The 18,039-nt window shown below is 70.1% G+C and carries 20 protein-coding genes; 7 read left to right on the forward strand and 13 right to left on the reverse strand.

The features are described 5' to 3' along the window. From E9232_RS00005 to E9232_RS00015, 3 genes are all read right to left on the reverse strand, one after another. Positions 1 to 629, reverse strand: a 629-nt coding sequence (locus E9232_RS00005; protein ID WP_309791302.1) for an IS30 family transposase, incomplete at its 3' end; no start/stop codon positions are given. Between the two features lie 185 nt (positions 630 to 814). Further along, the gene (locus E9232_RS00010; RefSeq protein ID WP_309791303.1) at positions 815 to 1,849 is read right to left on the reverse strand and encodes an OmpA family protein; all 1,035 of its coding nucleotides are present in this window, start codon (positions 1,847 to 1,849) and stop codon (positions 815 to 817) included. Positions 1,850 to 2,293: 444 nt separating this feature from the next. Continuing rightward, positions 2,294 to 2,932, reverse strand: a complete 639-nt coding sequence (locus tag E9232_RS00015) for a cyclodeaminase/cyclohydrolase family protein (protein WP_309791304.1) — start codon at positions 2,930 to 2,932, stop codon at positions 2,294 to 2,296. A gap of 200 nt (positions 2,933 to 3,132) precedes the next feature. Between E9232_RS00015 and folK the strand changes: the two genes are divergently transcribed. Further along, positions 3,133 to 3,639 (forward strand): 2-amino-4-hydroxy-6-hydroxymethyldihydropteridine diphosphokinase, encoded by a 507-nt coding sequence (folK, locus tag E9232_RS00020; RefSeq protein ID WP_309791306.1) that lies wholly within the window; start codon positions 3,133 to 3,135, stop codon positions 3,637 to 3,639. Here folK and E9232_RS00025 read toward each other — a convergent pair. Both E9232_RS00025 and E9232_RS00030 read right to left on the reverse strand, forming a co-directional pair. Then, complete coding sequence (locus E9232_RS00025; RefSeq protein WP_309791307.1) at positions 3,636 to 4,670, reverse strand: LacI family DNA-binding transcriptional regulator; 1,035 nt, start codon at positions 4,668 to 4,670, stop codon at positions 3,636 to 3,638. The genes folK and E9232_RS00025 overlap by 4 nt on opposite strands. Positions 4,671 to 4,691: 21 nt before the next feature. Then, on the reverse strand, positions 4,692 to 5,963 hold the full coding sequence (locus E9232_RS00030) for an amylo-alpha-1,6-glucosidase (protein ID WP_309791308.1): 1,272 nt from the start codon (positions 5,961 to 5,963) through the stop codon (positions 4,692 to 4,694). A gap of 245 nt (positions 5,964 to 6,208) precedes the next feature. Between E9232_RS00030 and E9232_RS00035 the strand changes: the two genes are divergently transcribed. The 5 genes from E9232_RS00035 to E9232_RS00055 all read left to right on the forward strand — a co-directional run bounded on the left by E9232_RS00035 (position 6,209) and on the right by E9232_RS00055 (position 9,756). Beyond that, positions 6,209 to 6,766, forward strand: a complete 558-nt coding sequence (locus E9232_RS00035; RefSeq protein ID WP_309791309.1) for a hypothetical protein — start codon at positions 6,209 to 6,211, stop codon at positions 6,764 to 6,766. Positions 6,767 to 6,801: 35 nt separating this feature from the next. After that, positions 6,802 to 7,410 (forward strand): hypothetical protein, encoded by a 609-nt coding sequence (locus E9232_RS00040; protein WP_309791310.1) that lies wholly within the window; start codon positions 6,802 to 6,804, stop codon positions 7,408 to 7,410. A gap of 145 nt (positions 7,411 to 7,555) precedes the next feature. Then, positions 7,556 to 8,011, forward strand: a complete 456-nt coding sequence (locus tag E9232_RS00045; RefSeq protein ID WP_309791311.1) for a MaoC family dehydratase — start codon at positions 7,556 to 7,558, stop codon at positions 8,009 to 8,011. Between the two features lie 89 nt (positions 8,012 to 8,100). Then, positions 8,101 to 9,039, forward strand: a complete 939-nt coding sequence (locus E9232_RS00050; protein ID WP_309791312.1) for a bifunctional riboflavin kinase/FAD synthetase — start codon at positions 8,101 to 8,103, stop codon at positions 9,037 to 9,039. Between the two features lie 135 nt (positions 9,040 to 9,174). Then, the gene (locus E9232_RS00055) at positions 9,175 to 9,756 is read left to right on the forward strand and encodes a histidine phosphatase family protein (RefSeq protein ID WP_309791313.1); all 582 of its coding nucleotides are present in this window, start codon (positions 9,175 to 9,177) and stop codon (positions 9,754 to 9,756) included. A 13-nt stretch (positions 9,757 to 9,769) separates the two neighbouring features. Here the strand turns inward: E9232_RS00055 and E9232_RS00060 are convergent, their stop codons facing one another. The 4 genes from E9232_RS00060 to E9232_RS00075 all read right to left on the reverse strand — a co-directional run bounded on the left by E9232_RS00060 (position 9,770) and on the right by E9232_RS00075 (position 12,836). Beyond that, positions 9,770 to 10,963 (reverse strand): BaiN/RdsA family NAD(P)/FAD-dependent oxidoreductase, encoded by a 1,194-nt coding sequence (locus tag E9232_RS00060; RefSeq protein ID WP_309791314.1) that lies wholly within the window; start codon positions 10,961 to 10,963, stop codon positions 9,770 to 9,772. 178 nt (positions 10,964 to 11,141) lie between these two features. Then, on the reverse strand, positions 11,142 to 11,615 hold the full coding sequence (gene ybaK, locus E9232_RS00065) for a Cys-tRNA(Pro) deacylase (RefSeq protein WP_309791315.1): 474 nt from the start codon (positions 11,613 to 11,615) through the stop codon (positions 11,142 to 11,144). 90 nt (positions 11,616 to 11,705) lie between these two features. After that, positions 11,706 to 12,107 carry a DUF6481 family protein gene (locus E9232_RS00070; protein WP_309791317.1) on the reverse strand — a complete coding sequence of 134 codons (402 nt, stop codon included), beginning with the start codon at positions 12,105 to 12,107 and terminating at the stop codon, positions 11,706 to 11,708. A gap of 126 nt (positions 12,108 to 12,233) precedes the next feature. Beyond that, entirely contained in the window at positions 12,234 to 12,836 is a 603-nt protein-coding gene (locus E9232_RS00075; protein WP_309791318.1) for a YdeI/OmpD-associated family protein, read from the reverse strand. 156 nt (positions 12,837 to 12,992) lie between these two features. Between E9232_RS00075 and E9232_RS00080 the strand changes: the two genes are divergently transcribed. After that, positions 12,993 to 13,652: a dihydrofolate reductase family protein gene (locus E9232_RS00080; RefSeq protein ID WP_309791319.1), complete on the forward strand. Its 660-nt coding sequence runs from the start codon at positions 12,993 to 12,995 to the stop codon at positions 13,650 to 13,652. A gap of 37 nt (positions 13,653 to 13,689) precedes the next feature. Here E9232_RS00080 and mutL read toward each other — a convergent pair whose 3' ends face one another. From mutL to tam, 4 genes are read right to left on the reverse strand one after another with little or no spacing between them, the layout of a single operon-like run. Further along, positions 13,690 to 15,561: a DNA mismatch repair endonuclease MutL gene (mutL, locus tag E9232_RS00085; RefSeq protein WP_309791320.1), complete on the reverse strand. Its 1,872-nt coding sequence runs from the start codon at positions 15,559 to 15,561 to the stop codon at positions 13,690 to 13,692. A gap of 44 nt (positions 15,562 to 15,605) precedes the next feature. Beyond that, a complete protein-coding gene (locus E9232_RS00090) occupies positions 15,606 to 16,316 on the reverse strand; it encodes an SDR family NAD(P)-dependent oxidoreductase (protein ID WP_309791321.1) in 711 nt (236 codons plus the stop codon). Positions 16,317 to 16,367: 51 nt separating this feature from the next. Then, entirely contained in the window at positions 16,368 to 17,177 is an 810-nt protein-coding gene (locus tag E9232_RS00095) for an MBL fold metallo-hydrolase (RefSeq protein ID WP_309791323.1), read from the reverse strand. 42 nt (positions 17,178 to 17,219) lie between these two features. Beyond that, the gene (gene tam / locus E9232_RS00100) at positions 17,220 to 18,005 is read right to left on the reverse strand and encodes a trans-aconitate 2-methyltransferase (protein ID WP_309791324.1); all 786 of its coding nucleotides are present in this window, start codon (positions 18,003 to 18,005) and stop codon (positions 17,220 to 17,222) included. Between the last annotated feature and the right edge of the window lie 34 nt (positions 18,006 to 18,039).

The following is an 18,039-nucleotide window of genomic DNA, read 5'->3' on the forward strand; positions in this document are numbered from 1 at the left end:
TTGCTGGGCTGTCGGATGATGGCGAGCAGGCGGGAGGTGCGTTCGTGCAGGGCGAGCACGGCCTGGCCGTAGATGGAGAACAGCATCAGATCGGCTTCCCAATGTCCGGGGGTGCGGCGATCTTCGGCGGTGGCAGGGCGCTGCTGGATGGGCACGCGCTGTGGGATGGTCTGGGCGGGGGAGCCGCCTTTGCGTCCGCGCCAGCCGCGTTTGCTCTTGCCGCGCGGTAGCAAGAGGCGCCAGCGGTAATCCTTGGTGCGGGCGATCTGGGCGGCGATGAAGCGATAGATCGTCTCATGGCTGATCACGGGGCGGCCCTGGTCCCGGGCCAGTCGGCCGGCGACCTGTTGCGGCGACCAGCCGCGGCCCAGCCGGTCGAGCACGGTCTGCCGGAGGGCGGCGTCGCGCACCAGGCGGCTGCCGTGCCAGCGTCGGGCGCCGGCTTGTTGGCCGGCATAGGCTGGTTTGTAGTCTCCGGCGGCGCCGCTGTTGCGCTTCAGCTCCCGAGACACGCTCGATGGCGCGCGATCCAGAGCTGCAGCGATTTGCCGGAGCGAGGCTCCGGCGGCGTAAAGGCGGGCAAGCTCACACCGGTCCTCGAGGCTGAACTGTCGGTAGCTTCGTCCCATCGCAACACCCCCTTCAAAGGGTGTTGCACTTCGTTTGTGAAGTCAGGGGATCTCTTCACGTCGATCGCGGCGAGAGAGTCCCGCTTTCGCGGGAATGAAGACGAAGCATTTCCAGACCCCAGACGAAGAAAGGGGCGCCCCGAAGGACGCCCCGATCTCCCGATGGGATCTTTGGTAGCCGTAGATTACTGCAGGACGATCTCGACGCGCCGGTTCTGCGGCTCGCGGACACCATCCGCCGTCGGGACCAGCGGATCGGCTTCGCCGACGCCGCGGGTGACGATCAGGCTGTCGGCGACGCCGTCCGAGACCAGCTCGCGGCGGACCGACTCGGCGCGACGCACCGACAGGGCCTGGTTGTAGCGGTCCGAACCGGACCGGTCGGTGTGGCCGGTGACGCCGATCTGCGTCGTCTTGCCCTGGAGCGCGTCAGCCGCGGCCGAGGCCACGATCTGCTTGGCTTCCGGGGTCAGACGCGAGCTGTCGAAGTCGAAGAACACCAGGTAGCTGCGAGCCTGGGTGGTCACGACCTCCTCGACGACCGGAGCCGGCGCGAAGGTGTAGCGCAGGCCGACCAGCACCGTGTGGTTGTTGCTGCTGTCGTACTTCAGGCTGTCGCCGGCGTCCTTGAACTTCGGCGAGGTGTTGCCGAGGTAGCGGTATTCAAGGTTGGCGGCCAGGTTCGGCGAGAAGTTGTACGACACACCGGCGATGCCCTGATAGGCAAACTGGGTGTTGAAGTCGTTGAAGTGGGTGCCGCCGTTGCCGCGCTTCAGCTCGGCATTGATCAGGGCGACACCGACGCCACCACCGATGTACGGCACGAACGGCGAGCCGAAATCGAAGTCGTAGTAGGCGTTCGCCATGATGCCGATGGTGCGAACGTTGCCGTTCTTGAAGGTGACGCCGTTGTTGAACGTCCCCTTGTCGATGTCGTTGTTGCGCAGGCTGACTTCAGCGTCCGCGCGGATCGAACCCCAGTCGTAACCGAGGTAGATGTCGCCGGCCGGGCCGACATTGTACTTGGACTTGCCTTCGGTCGCGCCGGTAAAGCCGCTGCTGGAACCGTTGCGGACGTCGACACTGTCTTCCTGGCGGAAATTCACACCAGCGCCGGCACCGACATACAGACCGGTCGCCTGGTACTGCTGCGCCATCGCAGGGGCTGCAACGAGCAGGGCGGCCGCGCCGACTGCGGCGTACATCAAGTTCTTCTTCATATCCAATACCTCGCTGATCACGGTTCAACCGAGGTCTCGTCCCCCGCTTCCTTCAAGGGCTGCGACCAGACCGCTCCCTTTGGATGTACGATGGTCGGGCGTAGACCGCAATTGAAATGGACCATGCTGTTGCGAATTTCGCGCAGTGTTGCAGCGATGCACCACCACCCCGGCACGGCCATTCGCGATCGGGTTAACCGATTGTTTGGATTTTGGAAACGGAAAAGCGCCGAAAGCAAATGGCTTGGTAAATGCGACGTTGTTGTGACACCGGATCGGATTTGGCCGAAAATCAAAGAATCGTGGGATTCATCAATGAAAACAGCGTAGTGGATTGACAATCTGTAACTATACCTTCGCTCGAGGCCACCCCGGTCCGGAGACGGTCCGCCACACCACTTCAGCGGCCTCTGAGGCCGACGGAGATTCGGATGTGGCCGAGTCTCAGCGCAGGCGATCGCGGACCAGCCGGGCGATGCCGCCCGCGCGCTGCTCCGCCGTCGCCAGCAACCGGTCGCGGCTGCCGGCGTAGTCGGCACGATTGCGTGCATCGTCGAGGCCGCGCAGATTGACGTCGACGGCATAGAGCACGGCCTCGATCGCGCCGCGCAGCGTCGCGGTGCCCGCGCCGACGTCGCTGACGATCTGGGTCGTCGCCAGGGTGGCGGCCTGGCCGGCGAGGTCGATCGCCTCCAGCACGGTTTGCGCCGCGTTCAGCGGGATCTCGGTGGCGGCGACAGTCGCCTCCTGCAGCACCGCCCGTCGCGCCACCTTCTCATCTTCGGTCGCCTTGGGCAGCTTCAGCGCCGCCATATAGGCGTCGAACACCGCGATGTCGGCCTCGGCATGGGCCGACAGCTCGGCCATCAGCCGTTCGCCCGAGAGGATCAGGGTATCCAGGAACACGCGGTCCGCGGCCTTGTTGGCGGTGATGCGCAGCGCCATCACCACGAGGCCGAGGCCGAGCGTCGCCGTCACCATCGCCGCCGAGCCGCCACCCGGGGTCGGCGAATCGCTGGCCAGGGCGTCACGGAAGGTGCCGAGCGGCCAGCGCCACAGGCTGTCTTCGGTGTCGTCGGTCATCACAGTCTCCCGGCCCGGCGCTGCAGCCGCATGGCCCGCCATCACAGGTCCTGTCCAGGCGTCAGGGTCCGGGATACACCATCACGACGCTCCCCGGCTCGACTTTTCCCGGTCACGAGGCCATAACCCGCCGGCGCCCTGCCGGTGAGCCCGCGACACCCATCGGCCGATTCGCGGCGACAGGCAGGATTCGATCGATCATGGCCCTGGAACATGCGCCGGTTCCCGTCCTGTTCTCACTCGGCACCAATCTCGGCGACCGCGAGGCCAATCTGCGCCGGGCGATCGGCCGGCTGCGCGACATCGCCACCATCGATGCCGTCTCGGCGGTGTACGAGACGGCGCCGATGTACGTCACCGACCAGGCGCCCTTCCTCAACATGTGCGTCGTGGCCCGCACTCTCCTGGCTCCCGAGGACCTGCTGCCGCTGTTGAAGCAGGCGGAGGCGGAGATCGGCCGCATCCCCGGCCGCCGCAACGGGCCACGGCTGATCGACATCGACCTGCTGCTCTACGGCGACCGCACCGTCGACCGGCCGGAGCTGGTGGTGCCGCACCCCCGGATGGCGGAGCGTGCCTTCGTGCTGGCGCCGGCCGCCGACATCGCGGCGGACTGGCGCCATCCGGTCGATGGCCGCAGCATCGCGGCACTGCTGCAGGCGCTCGGGCCGCTGTCCGGCATCACCCGGCGCGGCGACCTGGGCTAGCCTGGCTCGGCCGGCGCCGGCCCTGCCGAGCCACGCTCGACCATTTCCGGCACCCCCAGCTGCGACGCCGGTGTCTCGCCACGCAGCAGCGCCAACACCTGCTGGGCCAGGGTTTCGCCGAACGGGCGCAGCGAGGTGCGGAAGGTGGTCAGGGGCGGGTTGGTCAGCGCCGCGATCGGGATGTCGTCGCAGCCGATGATCGAGATGTCGCTGCCGACCGACAGCCCGGCGGTGCGCACCGCCCCGACGGCGCCGAATGCCATCTCGTCATTGCCGCACAGGATCGCCGTCGGCCGCGGCGACAGCGCCAGCAGGGCCCTGGTTTCCCGGCAGCCGCTCTCAGCGGTGTAATCGCCGCAGCGGTGCCAGGCTGGGTCGGTGGCCAGGCCGGACTCGGCCAGCATCTCCTGCCAGCCGAGCAGGCGCTGGCGGCTGCCGTTGACCTGCGCCGGGGTGTTGATTACGGCGATGCGGCGATGGCCCCGGCTGATCAGCCAGGCCGTGGCGATCCGGCCGCTGGTGCGGTGATCGGCGTCGATGAAGGGCGTCCCCGGCCGGTCGCCGTCACGGCCGAGCATGGTGAAGGGGAAACCCTGCCGGCGCAGATAGGCGGCGCGCGGATCGTCGACGCGGACCCGGGTGAGGATCACGGCGTCGACCCGACGACCCTCGACCAGTCGGTGCAGCGTCTCGATCTCCTGCTCGTCGGGCGCGGCTCCGGCGACCAGCAGGGCGTAGCCCGCCGGCGACAGCACGGCGTCGAGGCCTGTCAGCAACGGCAGGAAATAGCTGTCGACCAAGCCGGCCGGCGACGGCGTCAGCAGGAAGCCGACGGCGTCGGTGCGGCCGCGGCGCAGGGTCCGGCCGAGCGCGTTCGGCGTGTAGCCGATCGTCCGCGCCGCCGCCACCACCCGTTCGCGGGTCGCCGCGGCGACGTCGCCATGGCCGTTGAGGGCGCGGGAGACGGTGTAGGTCGATAGTCCAAGCGACCGGGCGAGGTCGACGATGCCCACCCGCTTGCGTTCCGCCATGCGCCCGTCCCGTCGTGGTGGTCAGTCCTTGAGGCCGGCCAGCAGCAGCACCATCGCCGCGGTCCAGGAGAAGTCGGTGCCACCCAGCCCTTCGCCGGTCGTCGGGTCGAAATACTCGCGGAAGCCGCTTCTGGCCACAACCGCCAGGCTGTCGCGGCGGATGCGGCGCGCCAGGTCCGGGCGGCCGTTGCGCTTCAGCCCGTCGATCAGCATCCAATTGACCACCAGCCAGATCGGCCCGCGCCAGTAGCGCCGGGGTTCGAACTCCGGCCGCCCGGGCTCGAAGCTCGGCACGGCGATCTCGACCTGGTCCAGCCAGCGCTCCAGCCGCGTGATCAGCGCCGGGTGGCGCGACGCCGTCATCGGGTCGGCGTACAGCGGCAGCAGCCCGCCGATCCCGGGCTGGCGGATGGCCTGGCCAGTGCGGGTATCGACCGAGAGGTAGAAGCCCTCGGCCTGGTCCCAGCGCGCCTCCAGCGCCGCGCGGGTGTTCGAGATCATCCGGTCGACCTCGGCCACGCCGGCAGTGTCGTCGATCATGTCGAGCAGGAAGCGCAGGTCGCGGTTGGCGCGCTGCAGCATGGCGTTGAAGCCGACATCGGCGACCCGGAACGGTGCCATGCCGTACAGCCGGTCGGCGCGATAGCCTTCGGCCCGGAAGGCCAGCACGAGGTTGATGTAGCGGTCGTATTCGGCGGCGGTCGGCCGCACCGCGGCGTCGGCGAAGGCGGTGTCCCGGCGCAGATGGGCGACCGACGGGCCGGGCTCGACCGCCGCCAGCGCCGCGTCCCAGACCGGGCTGTTGTCCATCCCGCTCTCCCAGGGGTGCAGGATCGCCACCAGGCCGGTGCCGTCCGGGTCCCGCGCCGTGTAGAACCAGCGATGCCAGGCCAGCAGCTTCGGCGCCAGCAGCCGGATATGCGGGCGCGACCGCTGCACTCCGAAGCGCTCGAACAGATGGCGGATGATGGTCGCGGCGACCGGCGGCTGGGTGATGCCCGAGGACCGCTGTCCCGGCCCCGCCTGCCAGATCGCGGCGTTCGGGAAGTAGCTGGAATCGTCACCGTGGAACAGGATGTGCGGGACCATGCCGTCGGGCCATTGCCCGTCGAACAGGGTCTCGATCTCGGTCCAGGCCCGGTCCGGGTCGAATTCGGCGAAGCCCAGCGCGACCAGGCAGGAATCCCAGTTCCACTGCGCCGGATACAGGCCGGAGGAGGTCGGGACGGTGTGGTCGCCCCGGTCGTTGGCCCGCAGGATGGCGATCGCGGCTTCGGTCAGGTCGGTCGTCATGGAGGCCGGGTCCGATGGTCGGGCAGGACGGCCTGCGCCAGAATCCGCGCCGCCTCTGTTTCATTCAATATGCCTAAACGTTTATAGAAACCCAAGCGGCGCATAATTGCGACGGGCAGTCACCCGTCGATCCCGGCTTTACCGCGACGCAGGCGCACGCCACACTGACCTCCATGAGGCGCTTGGCGTCATGCGCCCCCGTCATCGTCCTGCTGGCATGGGGGGTGGCCGCCCACGGGGCAGAGGTGACGGTTGCTGGGATCACCTTCAGCGACGCCGAAGGTGGCTTCGTGCTCGAATCCGCGACCGGGACCGGCCAGCTCGACGACCCGTTCGTGGTGGTCGAGCGGATCACCGGCAAGGGCGAGGCGGCGCTCAGCGTCAGCGGCCTCACGCCGGCCTTCGGCAACCGCGTCGGCACCGCGCATCTCGCCGGCTTCGCCCTGGTCAAGGTGGTGCGCAACGCCACCACCGAGGCTTGGCGCGATTTCCCGGTGGAGCTGCAGGAGCGCCGCGGCGACCAGAGCCCCTATGGCGACGGCCTGTCCTTCGCCCAGGCGCCGGCGGCGATCCGCAGCATCCGGTCCGACCGTTTCGCCGCCGCCCAGATGTTCGACGAGCCGCGCGACGTCGTGCTGTTCCATGACGGCATGGTGGCGCCGGGCGAGACGGTGACCTTGCGCATCATCGTCACCGACAACACGCCGGCGGCGCGCTTCTACGTCGTGCAGCGCCGGATCCAGCCGACCGCGTCACTGTCGCCGCCGCGCCGTGTCGCCCGCACCCGGCGCGCGGACGGATGAGTCAGGCCTTTCCCAGGTTCCGGAGATGTGCCGGGTTGGCTTTCGGCGCCGTCCTATGCCTCTCGCTCCCGGCCACGACCGCCCGGGCGGGCGAGGTCTCGGCCGCGGGGTTGGTGTTCAGCGACGCCGAGGGCGGCTTCGTGCTCGAATCCGCGACCGGCACCGGGCGGCTCGACGATCCGTTCGTGGTGGTCGAGCGGATCACCGGCAACGGCGAGGCGGCGCTGACCATCGAAGGGCTGACGGCGGCGTTCGGCAACCGCATCGACACGGCGCATCTGACCGGCTTCGCCCTGACCAAGATCGTGCGCAACGGCACCAACCAGGTCTGGCGCGACTTTCCGGTCGAGCTGGAGCGGCACCGCGGCGAGGGCAGCACCTATGATGACGGCCTGTCCTTCGCCCAGGGGCCCCAGGTGACGCGGTCGATCTGGGCCGAAGGCTTCGCCTCGGGCCGGGTCGTCGACGAACCGCATGACGGCATCGTGTTCCAGGATGGCACCATCCCGCCCGGCGGATCGGTGACGCTGCATCTGGTGGTCACCGACAACATGCCGGCCGGGCCGATCTACCTGGTGCAGCGCCGGCTGGCGCCGACGGCGTCGCTGGCGCCAGCCGGCCGCCACCCGAGGGCACGATCCTAGGGTGCGAGGCGGCGGTCCGGCCATGTTGCATTGCAGAAGTGCTGCGCCCGCCGGTTGCGAAAACCGGCGGCATCCCCAGATTGTTGCGGTGCGAGAACGACCGCGCGCGGCGCGATTCCGCGGCTGACGAGGCCGGAGGCCGGTCATGGACAACGTGAAGACCTATCGCGACGACACCCAGGGCTACTGCATCGAGGACCTCGCCGTCGGCATGTCGGCGAGCTTCGCCAAGACGGTGACCGAGGCCGACATCCTGCTGTTCTCCGGCGTGTCGGGCGACACCAACCCGGTGCATCTCAACCAGGTCTATGCCGAGACCACCCGCTTCAAGGGTCGGATCTCGCATGGTCTGCTCAGCGCCGGCTTCATCTCCGCGGTGATTGGCACCCGGCTGCCCGGGCCCGGCTCGATCTACATCTCGCAGAACCTCCAGTTCAAGGCGCCGGTGCGGCCGGGCGACACGGTCACCGCCCGGGTCACCGTGACCGAGCTGGTGCCGGAGCGGAACCGCGCCGTGCTGCAGACCCGCTGCACCGTCGGCGACACGCTGGTGATCGACGGCGAGGCGGTGATCCTGGTGCCTTCGCGCGCCGAGGCTTGATCCCCGGGGGCCTGCCCCCTGGTTCGACGCGTCCGTCCCCGCTATATCCTGCGATGCCCGGCGCGACCGGCCGGGCCGGGACGAGGCCCATGCAGATCTTCCGCCACTACGAGAACCTGCCGGCTGCGGCGCGCGGCGCCGTGGTCGCCATCGGCAATTTCGACGGCGTGCATCGCGGGCACCAGACCGTGGTCGAGGCGGCGCAGGCCGAGGCCCGCCGGCTGGGCGTGCCGGTCTGCGTGCTCAGCTTCGAACCGCATCCGCGCAGCCTGTTCCGGCCGGACGATCCGCCCTTCCGCCTGACCCCGTTCCGGATCAAGGCGCGGCTCTTGGAGGCGCTGGGCGTCGACCTGCATGTCGTGCTGCATTTCGACCAGGCCTTCGCCGCGCGCTCGGCCGAGGACTTCATCGAGACCGTGCTGGTCGGGGCGCTTGGCGCCCGCCATGTCGTGGTCGGCTATGATTTCTGCTTCGGCCACCGCCGCGCCGGCACGCCGGAGACGCTGACCGCCTTCGGCCGCCGCCGTGGCTTCGGCGTCACCATCGTCACCCAGGCCTCGGACGAGACCGGCGGGCTGCTCTCCGCCAGCCGGGCGCGCGAGATGCTGGCCGCCGGCGACACCCGCGGCGCGGCCGAGATCCTGGGCCGGCCCTGGGAGATCGAGGGCCGGGTCGAGCATGGCGACAAGCGCGGCCGCGAGCTCGGCTACCCCACCGCCAATGTCGAACTCGGTGAGTTCCTGCGCCCGTCCTACGGCATCTATGCAGTGCGCTGCGCGGTGGATGGGGAGGGGCCGCCGGTCTGGCACGACGGCGTCGCCAGCCTCGGCATCCGGCCGATGTGGCGGACGCAGGCGCCGCTGCTGGAAGCCTATCTGTTCGATTTCAGCGGCGACCTCTACCACCGCCATTTGCGGGTGCAGCTGGTGGAATGGCTGCGCGGCGAGGAGAAGTTCGACTCGCTCGAGACGCTGATCGCCCAGATCGACCGCGACTGCGCCGCCGCCCGGCGAGTGCTGGCGCTGTAAGGGCTCGCGGGCGCCGACTGGCCGGTTCGTGACGGCGCGAGACAGGTGACGCGCGGCGGGCATTGCGGATAGCCTTGGTGTCCTCCAGCAGCGGGCGTTCGCGGGGAACGCCGCGCCCGATCGAAAGACGAGCCGATGAGCAGCGCATTTCCCGAAATCACCCTCATCCGGCATGGCGAGACCGAATGGAGCGCGACCGGGAGGCATACCGGCCGGACCGACATCCCGCTGACGGCCGCCGGCGAGGAGGCCGCGCGCCGGGTCGCCGACCGCCTGCACGGCCTGTCCTTCGCCGCGGTCTGGACCAGCCCGTCGCAGCGGGCGAAGAGCACCTGCGCGCTGGCCGGCTACGGCGCGGCCGGCGTGGTCAAGCCCGAGCTGGCAGAGTGGGATTACGGCGCCTATGAGGGCCTGACCACCGAGCAGATCCTTACCCAGCGCCCGGGATGGCAGATGTTCCGCGACGGCTACCCCCAGGGCGAGACCTCCGCCGCTGCCGGCGCCAGGGCCGATGTCATCGTCGCAGCCGCCCGCCAGGTCGCCGGCAATGTGCTGATCTTCTCGAGCGCCCATTTCCTGCGGGTCCTGGCCGCGCGCTGGCTCGGCCTGCCGCCGGAGGACGGGTCGCGCTTCGTGCTGGACACCGCCAGCCTGAGCGTCCTCGGCTATGAGCACGACCTCACCGAACCCGTCATCCGGAAGTGGAATCAGAGATAGGCGGCCCTAAGCCCTAAGCGGCCTGACCCGCGCACCATCCCGACGACCAGGCCCATTGGAAGTTGTAGCCGCCGAGCCAGCCGGTGACGTCGACCACCTCGCCGATGAAATAAAGGCCCGGCACCGCCTTCGCCTCCATGGTCCGCGAATCGAGGCCGGCGGTGTCGACGCCGCCCAGGGTCACCTCGGCGGTGCGATAGCCTTCGGAGCCGGCGGGCAGCACCCGCCAGCCATTCACCGCGGCATCGACCCGGCGCAGTGCCTTGTCGGAGAGGTCGGCGAGGTTGCCCTCGGCGCCCTCGGCCGCGGCGACCGCCTGGGCCAGCCGCTTCGGCAGCACCGTACCGAGCACGGTGTGCAGCGCCCGGCGGCCGTTCTCGGCCTTGGCCGCGCGCAGCAGGGCGAAGACGTCGGTGCCGGGAAGCATCGCCACCTCGATCTCCCGGCCCTCGCGCCAATAGGAGGAGATCTGCAGGATCGAGGGGCCGCTGAGGCCGCGATGGGTAAACAGCATCGCCTCGGCGAATCGTGCCTTGCCGCAGCCGACCACGGCGTCGACGGCGATGCCGGCCAGGGGCTTCAGCCGCTCCAGCGTCGCCGGGTCGAAGGTCAGCGGCACCAGGGCCGGCCGGGTCTCGGTCACCGCGAGGCCGAAGCGGGCAGCGAGGTCGTAGCCGAAGCCGGTGGCGCCCATCTTCGGGATCGACCGGCCGCCGGTGGCGACCACCAGGGACCGGCACTGCACCGGGCCGGAATCCGGTGCCGCGCCCGCCAATCTCAGGGCGAAGCCGTCGGCGTTGCGTTCGACCGCCTCGACCTTGGTGGGCAGGCACAGTTCGACTCCCACCTGGGCCATTTCGGCCAGCAGCAGGTCGATGATCTGCCGCGACGGGCCGTCGCAGAACAGCTGACCCAGCGTCTTCTCGTGGAAGGCGATACCGTGGCGCTCGACCAGGGCGATGAAGTCGCGCTGGGTGTAACGGCGCAGCGCCGAGATGCAGAAATGCGGGTTGGCCGAGACGAAGTTCGCCGGCGCCGCGTGCAGGTTGGTGAAGTTGCAGCGGCCACCGCCGGAGATGCGGATCTTCTCGCCCGGCGCCGCGGCATGATCGAGGATCAGCACCCGGCGGCCGCGCTTGCCGGCCTCGGCTGCGCACATCATCCCGGCCGCCCCGGCCCCGATCACCACCACGTCGAAAGACTGCACCCTGTTCCCCTGCGCGGCCTGTCGAGCCGATCAAACCACCCCGCGTGGCCGGGACGCTTCACAATTCCCATGTCGTCATCCCCGCGAAAGCGGGGATCTCGTCGCGCCCGACCGGAGGGAGATTCCCGCTTTCGCGGGAATGACATTCAGGGAAAAGGGAGAGTTCTCGATCCCACAGTCACGCGATCAGCGCCGCGACCTTGGCCTTGAGCGCCGATTGCAGGTCCTGCGGGCTGAGGCGGATCTGCAGCCCGCGCTGGCCGCCATTGACGAAGATCTCGGCCTCGGCCATCGCCGATTCCTCGATCGCGGTCGGCACCGCCCGCTTCTGGCCCAGCGGGCTGATGCCGCCGACATGATAGCCGGTCAAGCGCTCGGCGTCGGCCGGCCGCATCATCTGCGCCGATTTGGCGCCGAAGGCGGCGGCCAGCTTCTTCATGCCGACCTCATGGTCCGACGGCACCACGACGCAGACCGGCTTGCCGTCGGCCTCGGCCATCAGCGTCTTCAGCACGATCCTGGGCGGCACGCCCATCGCCTCGGCCGCCTGCAGCCCGATGCGGTCGGCGCCCGGATCGTAGTCATAAGTCGCGACAGCAAAACGGATGCCCGCCTGCTGCAGCGCCTGGGTGGCGCGGGTGGTCTTCGACATCCGCCGGCTCCCGCAATCATCGGGGTGGTGGATCGAAATGACCAGGCGCCCGAGACCCAGGCGCCTGGTTCGATCCACCGCGCCCCAGAATCAGCGCTTGCGGGCCTTGCGGGCGGCGTAGCGGGCGTCGCGGGCGGCCTTCTGCTCGGCCTCCAGCGCCACCAGCCGGTCCGCCTCTTCGCGCTCGGCCGCAGCCTTCAACTCGGCGGCTTCGGCGGCCATCCGGGCCTCCTCGGCGGCGCGGAGTTCGGCCTCGGCCTTCAGGCGGGCGGCCTCGGCCTCCTTCGCTGCCTTGCGCTCGGCCTCGCGGGCCTCGCGGGCGGCGACGAGGGCCGCACGTTCCGCCCGCTGCCGGGCCAACTCCGGATTGTCCGGCGCGACCTTGGCGCGGAACTGTTCCAGCGCGGCCTTCTTCGCATTCTGAGCGCTGCTCAGCCGGTCACCGAATCCCTTTTCCCTGTAACCGCTCATCGTTCCGTCGTCTCGTTGCATATATCCCCGATTCACCGGCGGGAAGGCGAACGCCGCCCGCGCGGATGCACTAGATATGCTCAACCATCGATAGTTCCAACTGCCGATCGAACATGCCGGGTGCGCAGCCGCATGGGATGGGGTGGTTCAAGCCGGATGGATGGTCTCCCCCCGCGCCAGCATGGCGACGAAATCGGCGATCCGCCGGGCCCGGGTTTCGGCCTTCTTCGCGGTCTGCACGCGATACAGCACAGCGTAGCGGTTGCGCGAATCGAGCGCGGCGAAAAAGGCGGCCGCCGCGGGTTCGCCGTCCAGCGCCGCCTGCAGGTCCTTCGGCACGCCGCGGTGACGACCCAGCCCATAGGCGCGCCCCCACCGTCCGTCCCGTTTCGCCGCCTCGACCGCATCCAGCCCGGCAGGCACCATCCGCCCGGCGGCGACCAGCGTCTCCGCCTTCTCCCGGTTGCGCAGCGACCACACGCTGCGGGGGCCGCGCGGGCTGAATTTCTGCAGCCAGACCCCGTCGCCACGCCCCTGTTTCTGCCCGTCGATCCAGCCATGGCACAAGGCAAGGTCGAGCGCATCGTCGTAAGACACAGAGGATTCGCCGGTTGCCACTTTGGCGATGGCGAGCCAGGCACCACGGCCGGTGCTGTGATTTGCCGCGAGCCAGACGCCCCAGGCAGCGGCATCGGCGAAGTACAGGACCGGCAGGCCCTGATGCTCGCCGAGGGATTCGGGATCGGCCATGCCGCCAGGATAGGGCGAAGGATCACCAGGGCCAACCGGCGCAGTCACATTCCGACCGGGTCGCGAAAAAATCGCCCGGACTGTCGGATCCCACATGACGCGTTCGTCCTTGGGATATCTTCAGCGGCCCAGCGCCGCCATCGACAGGAGAGCCAGATGAGAAATGTCGTTGCCGCCACCTTCGTGTCCCTGGACGGCGTGATGCAGGCCCCGGGCGGGCCGGAGGAGGACCCGACCGGCGGCTTCCGCTTCGGCGGCTGGACGTTCCACTACTGGGACGACGTGATGGGCCAGGCGATGGCCAAGACCTTCGGCGCGCCCTTCGACCTGCTGCTCGGCCGCAAGACCTACGAGATCTTCGCCGCCCATTGGCCCCAGCTGGTCGACGACCCGGTCGGCAAGGTCTTCAACGCGGCGACCAAATACGTCGCCACCTCGTCGACCGCGCCGCTGGCCTGGCAGAACTCCATCGCCGTGCACGACGCGGCGGCGGATGTCGCCCGGCTGAAGCAGCAGGACGGGCCGACCCTGCTGATCCAGGGCAGCAGCGGGCTGATCCAGACCCTGCTGACGCACGACCTGATCGACGAGTTCAATCTGCTGGTCTTCCCGGTGGTGCTGGGCTCCGGCAAGCGCCTGTTCGGCCAAGGCGCCATTCCGGCCGGGCTGAAGCTGGTCGAGAGCAAGGTATCGACCACCGGCGTGGTCATGAGCACCTACCGGCGCGGCGGACCGGTCACCACCGGATCCTTCGCCCTGGCCGAGCCGACCGCGGCCGAACTGGCCCGGCGTGAACGGATGATGCGGGAAGGCTGAGGCGAAACCGGGCCGGGGCGACAGCGCCCCGGCCCGGTTAGCGCCGCTGGAACAGCTTCTCGATATCGGCCAGCTTCAGCTCGACATAGGTCGGGCGGCCATGGTTGCACTGGCCGGCATTGGGCGTGACCTCCATGCTGCGCAGCAGCGCGTCCATCTCCGCCGCGTTCAGCCGGCGGCCGGCGCGGACGCTGCCATGGCAGGCCAAGGTGGCGCAGACATGGGCCAGGCGCTCGGTCAGCGGCCGGGCGTCGTCCCATTCCGCCAGGGCGTCGGCCAGGTCCTGCACCAGCCCTGGCACGTCGGACTGGCCGAGCAGCGCCGGCACGCCGCGCACCACCACGGCGCCGGGGCCGAAGGGTTCGAGTTCGAGCCCCAGCTCCGCCAGCTCGGCCTGCCGCGCGGCCAGCCGCTCGACCGAGGCCTCGTTCAGCTCGACCACCACCGGCAGCAGCAGGCCCTGGCTCTTGACCGTGCCGGACAGCAGCTCGACCTTCATCCGCTCATAGACGATGCGCTCATGCGCGGCGTGCTGGTCGACGATCACCAGCCCGTCGCCGGTCTGGGCGACGATGTAGGTGGCGTGGACCTGAGCCCGCGCCGCGCCGAGCGGATGCTCGGCCGTGGGCTCGGCCACCTCGTCCCCGGCCCGCGCCGAGGGCCGGGTAAGGTCGGACGCGATCGGCGCCTGCCAGCCGGCCGCGGCCTCGGCCAGGCCGGTGGAGGGCCGCACCACGCCGCGCTGCTGGCCCCAGGGGGACGGGGTCAGGAACCCGCCGGTTGGCCGGGAGAGCGGCGGTAGCTCGCCCGGGGAGACGCCTCCCTGGCTCACGCCTCCCTGGCTGACGAACGCCGCCAGGGTGTCGGCGCCGACGCTGGTGGAAGCGCGGAAGCCGGCTCCGGCGATGGCGTGGCGCAGGGCGCTGACGATCAGCCCGCGCACCAGCGCCGGGTCGCGGAACCGGACCTCGGCCTTGGTCGGGTGGACGTTGACGTCGACCTCCTCCGGCGGCAGCTCGAAATACAGCGCCAGCATCGGGTGGCGGTCGCGCGGCAACACGTCGGCATAGGCGCCGCGGATGGCGCCGAGCAACAGCCGGTCGCGCACCGGCCGGCCGTTGACGAACAGGTACTGCGCCTGGGCGGTGCCGCGGTTAAGCGTCGGCAGGGCGGCGTGGCCGGTGAGGTGGATGCCCTCGCGCAGCGCGTCGATCGGCAGCGCGTTGTCGGCGAAGTCGCCACCCATGATGGCGCCCACCCGCGCCAGCCGGGCGTCGAACAGCTCGCCCTGCGCCGCCTCCAGCCGCAGCAGGGTACGGCTGGCGTCGGAGACGGTGAAGCTGAGGGTCGGATGGGCCATGGCCAGGCGTTCGACCATGTCGACTGCGGCCTGGGTCTCGGCCCGCTCGCCCTTCAGGAACTTCAGCCGCGCCGGGGTGGCGTAGAACAGGTCGCGGACCTCGACCCGGGTGCCCTGGTTCAGCGCCGCCGGCACCGGCGCGCCGACCGCCCCGCCCTCGACCGTCAGGCTCCAGGCCTCCGCCGCGCTGCGGGGCCGGCTGGCGATGGTCAGGCGCGAGACGGCGCCGATCGACGGCAGCGCCTCGCCGCGGAAGCCCAGGGTCGAGATCCGCACCAGGTCGTCGTCCGGCAGCTTGGAGGTGGCGTGGCGCTCGATCGCCAGCTGCAGCGCGTCCGGGTCCATGCCGGCGCCGTCATCGGCCACCGCGATCAGGCTGCGGCCGCCGTCGCGTAGGGAGACATCGATGCGGCGGGCGCCGGCGTCGATGGCATTCTCCACCAGCTCCTTCACCGCCGCGGCCGGGCGTTCGATCACCTCGCCGGCGGCGATCTGGTTGACCAGATTGGGCGGCAGGCGGCGGATGCTGTGCAAGGTCCGGACGGTCATCGCACCATCCTAGAGGACGGCCTCGATTCGTTCCAATGCCCGCCCTACCAGGCGAACTCACCGGCATCGGGTTCGCCGTAGAACACCAGCCGGTCCGGCCGGGTGCGGTCGATCCAGCCGGCCAGCCGCGCCGCCGCCTCCGGCGCCTCGAGATCGGCGTCGGCGCTGGCCATGCGGGTGCGGATGCGGCCGGGATGGATGGCGTAGACCGCCAGGCCGCGCGGGCCGAATTCGCGGTGCAGGCAGGCGGTCAGCATGTTCTGCGCCGCCTTCGAGATCCGGGTGGCGTAGGCGATGCCGAGATGGTCGAAATCCCCCGAGGCGACCCGGCTGACCGACCCCAGCCGGCTGCTGACATTGACGATGGTCGGCCGCTCCGCCGCCAGCAGGGCGCCGATCGCAGCCTGGGCGATGCGCAGCGCAGCGAGGCAGTGGACGTCGAGCGACTGCTGCACATCGGCCAAGTTGATCGCGGCCAGCTGGGCGCCGCGGCCGGACATGCCGGCGTTGTTGATCAGGATGTCGACCGCCGGCGCCCGTTCCGCCAGCACCGCGCGCAGCCGTTCGGCGCAGGCCGGATCGGTGACGTCGCCGCGGACCAGGATGCCGTCCGGCCCGGCCGCGTTCGTGAACTCCGCCGCCGCCTCGTCGTTGCGGACCACGCCGATCACGGTGTCGCCCTGCGCCGCGTACCAGCGCGTCAGTTCCAGCCCCAGCCCCGCCCCGGCGCCGGTGATCACGATCCTGCGGGTCATGCCTGCCCTCTCGAGTGCGAAATGATTGTCGTCGGCCGATGGGCCGGCACCTCAGCCCTCGATTGCGCGGATGTAGCGCTCGGCCGAGCGCAGCACCGCGCCGCGCGCGTCGCGGGGTACCCAGCGGCCGGCGAAGGCGCCGTGCAGCCGGTCGAAATCGAACGGCGCCACCGCGTCGGCGATGGCCCGGACGGCCTGGGCCGGCAGCGGGATCAGGTTGGGATAGCTGTACATGAAGGACACCCAGCGCCGGTCCGGCACGCCCTGGATGGTGTCGCCGCTGAGCAGGACCCCACGGCCTTCCGCCCCCGCTGCCCAATGCAGCACCGATGCGCCGGCGAAATGGCCGCCGCAGCGGATCATGGTGATGCCGTCAGCCAGCGCCAGGGTCTCGCCCGACCAGAAGGACAGGGCCGAATCGGGCCGCTGCACCCAGCCGCGGTCGCCTTCGTGCAGGTGGACGGGACAGCCGAAGGCCTGCGCCCACTCCACCATCGTCGTGTAGTAGTGGGGATGGGAAATGGCGATGGCGCGCAGCCCGCCGAGCGCCCGGATCGTCGCCACCACGGCATCGTCGATCAGCGCCACGCAATCCCACATCAGCACGCCGCCGCCGGGCAGCCGGATCAGGAAGGCGCGCTCGCCGATGGCGAAATGCGGTTCGACCTCGATCTGGTCGAGCCCCGGCTCGACCGGCGTGATCACGGCGCGATGGCCGCGCCGCAGCTCGTCCAAAGTCAGCCAGGTCTGGCCGGATTCGGGCACATATTGCCGCTCATCCTCGCAGATCGGGCAGGCGGCCGGCGGGGCGGGACTGTCGGGATACTGGGTGCCGCAGGTGCGGCAGAGGTGAAGAGCCATGCCGCGATCCTTCCACAGGATCGCGGCGATGGCGAGATGGGTTCAGGCCGCGCGCTTGGCAACGAAGAACAGGCGGGGGAAGGCCAGCAGACGCTTGCCGTCGGCATGAGGCGGGTAGGCCTGGCCGATGCGGCCGACATAATCCGCCAGGAAGGCGGCGCGCTGGTTGTCCGACAGCGGGTCGATGAAGGGGCGCAGCCCGGTAGCACGCACCCAGTCGACGATCGCCTGCGGCGTGTCCATCGGGTGCTGGTAGGCGGTGCGCCAGACATCGGTCACATCAGCCCGCGGCGCCAGCAGGTCGTAATAGGCACCGAGCGGCAGGATCTTGGTGCGCACCAGCGCGGCCTCGCCGATGGTCGCCGCCCAGGGGCCTTCGGTCGCCACCGCGCGCATCAGCCGGTGCGTCGGCTCCTCGCGGTTGTCGGGGATCTGTACGGCCAGGACGCCGCCCGGGGCCAGCAGCTCGAACAGCCGCGGCACCAGCACCGGGTGGTCCGGCACCCATTGCAGCGTGGCGTTGGCATAGATCAGGTCGGGCGCTTGCTCCGGCTGCCATTCGGCGATGTCGTGCCGTTCGAACCGGCACTGCGGCAGCCGGGCCCGGGCGTCGGCCAGCATGGTGTCGGAGCTGTCAATGCCGGTGATGTCGGCGCCGGGGAAGCGGTCGACCAGCAGTTCGGTCGAATTCCCGGGGCCGCAGCCGAGGTCGAAGATCCGGAAGGGCCGGGCGGCCGGGGCGAGGTCGACCCGGGCCAGCAGTTCCCGGGCCGGGCGGGTGCGCTGATCCTCGAAGCGGCGGTAGAGGGCGGGATTCCAGTCCGTCATGGCGTTTCCATCGGCTTGCGGGACGAACGACGTC

This window comes from Inquilinus ginsengisoli (genome assembly GCF_031453975.1).
Taxonomy (GTDB): domain Bacteria; phylum Pseudomonadota; class Alphaproteobacteria; order DSM-16000; family Inquilinaceae; genus Inquilinus; species Inquilinus ginsengisoli_A.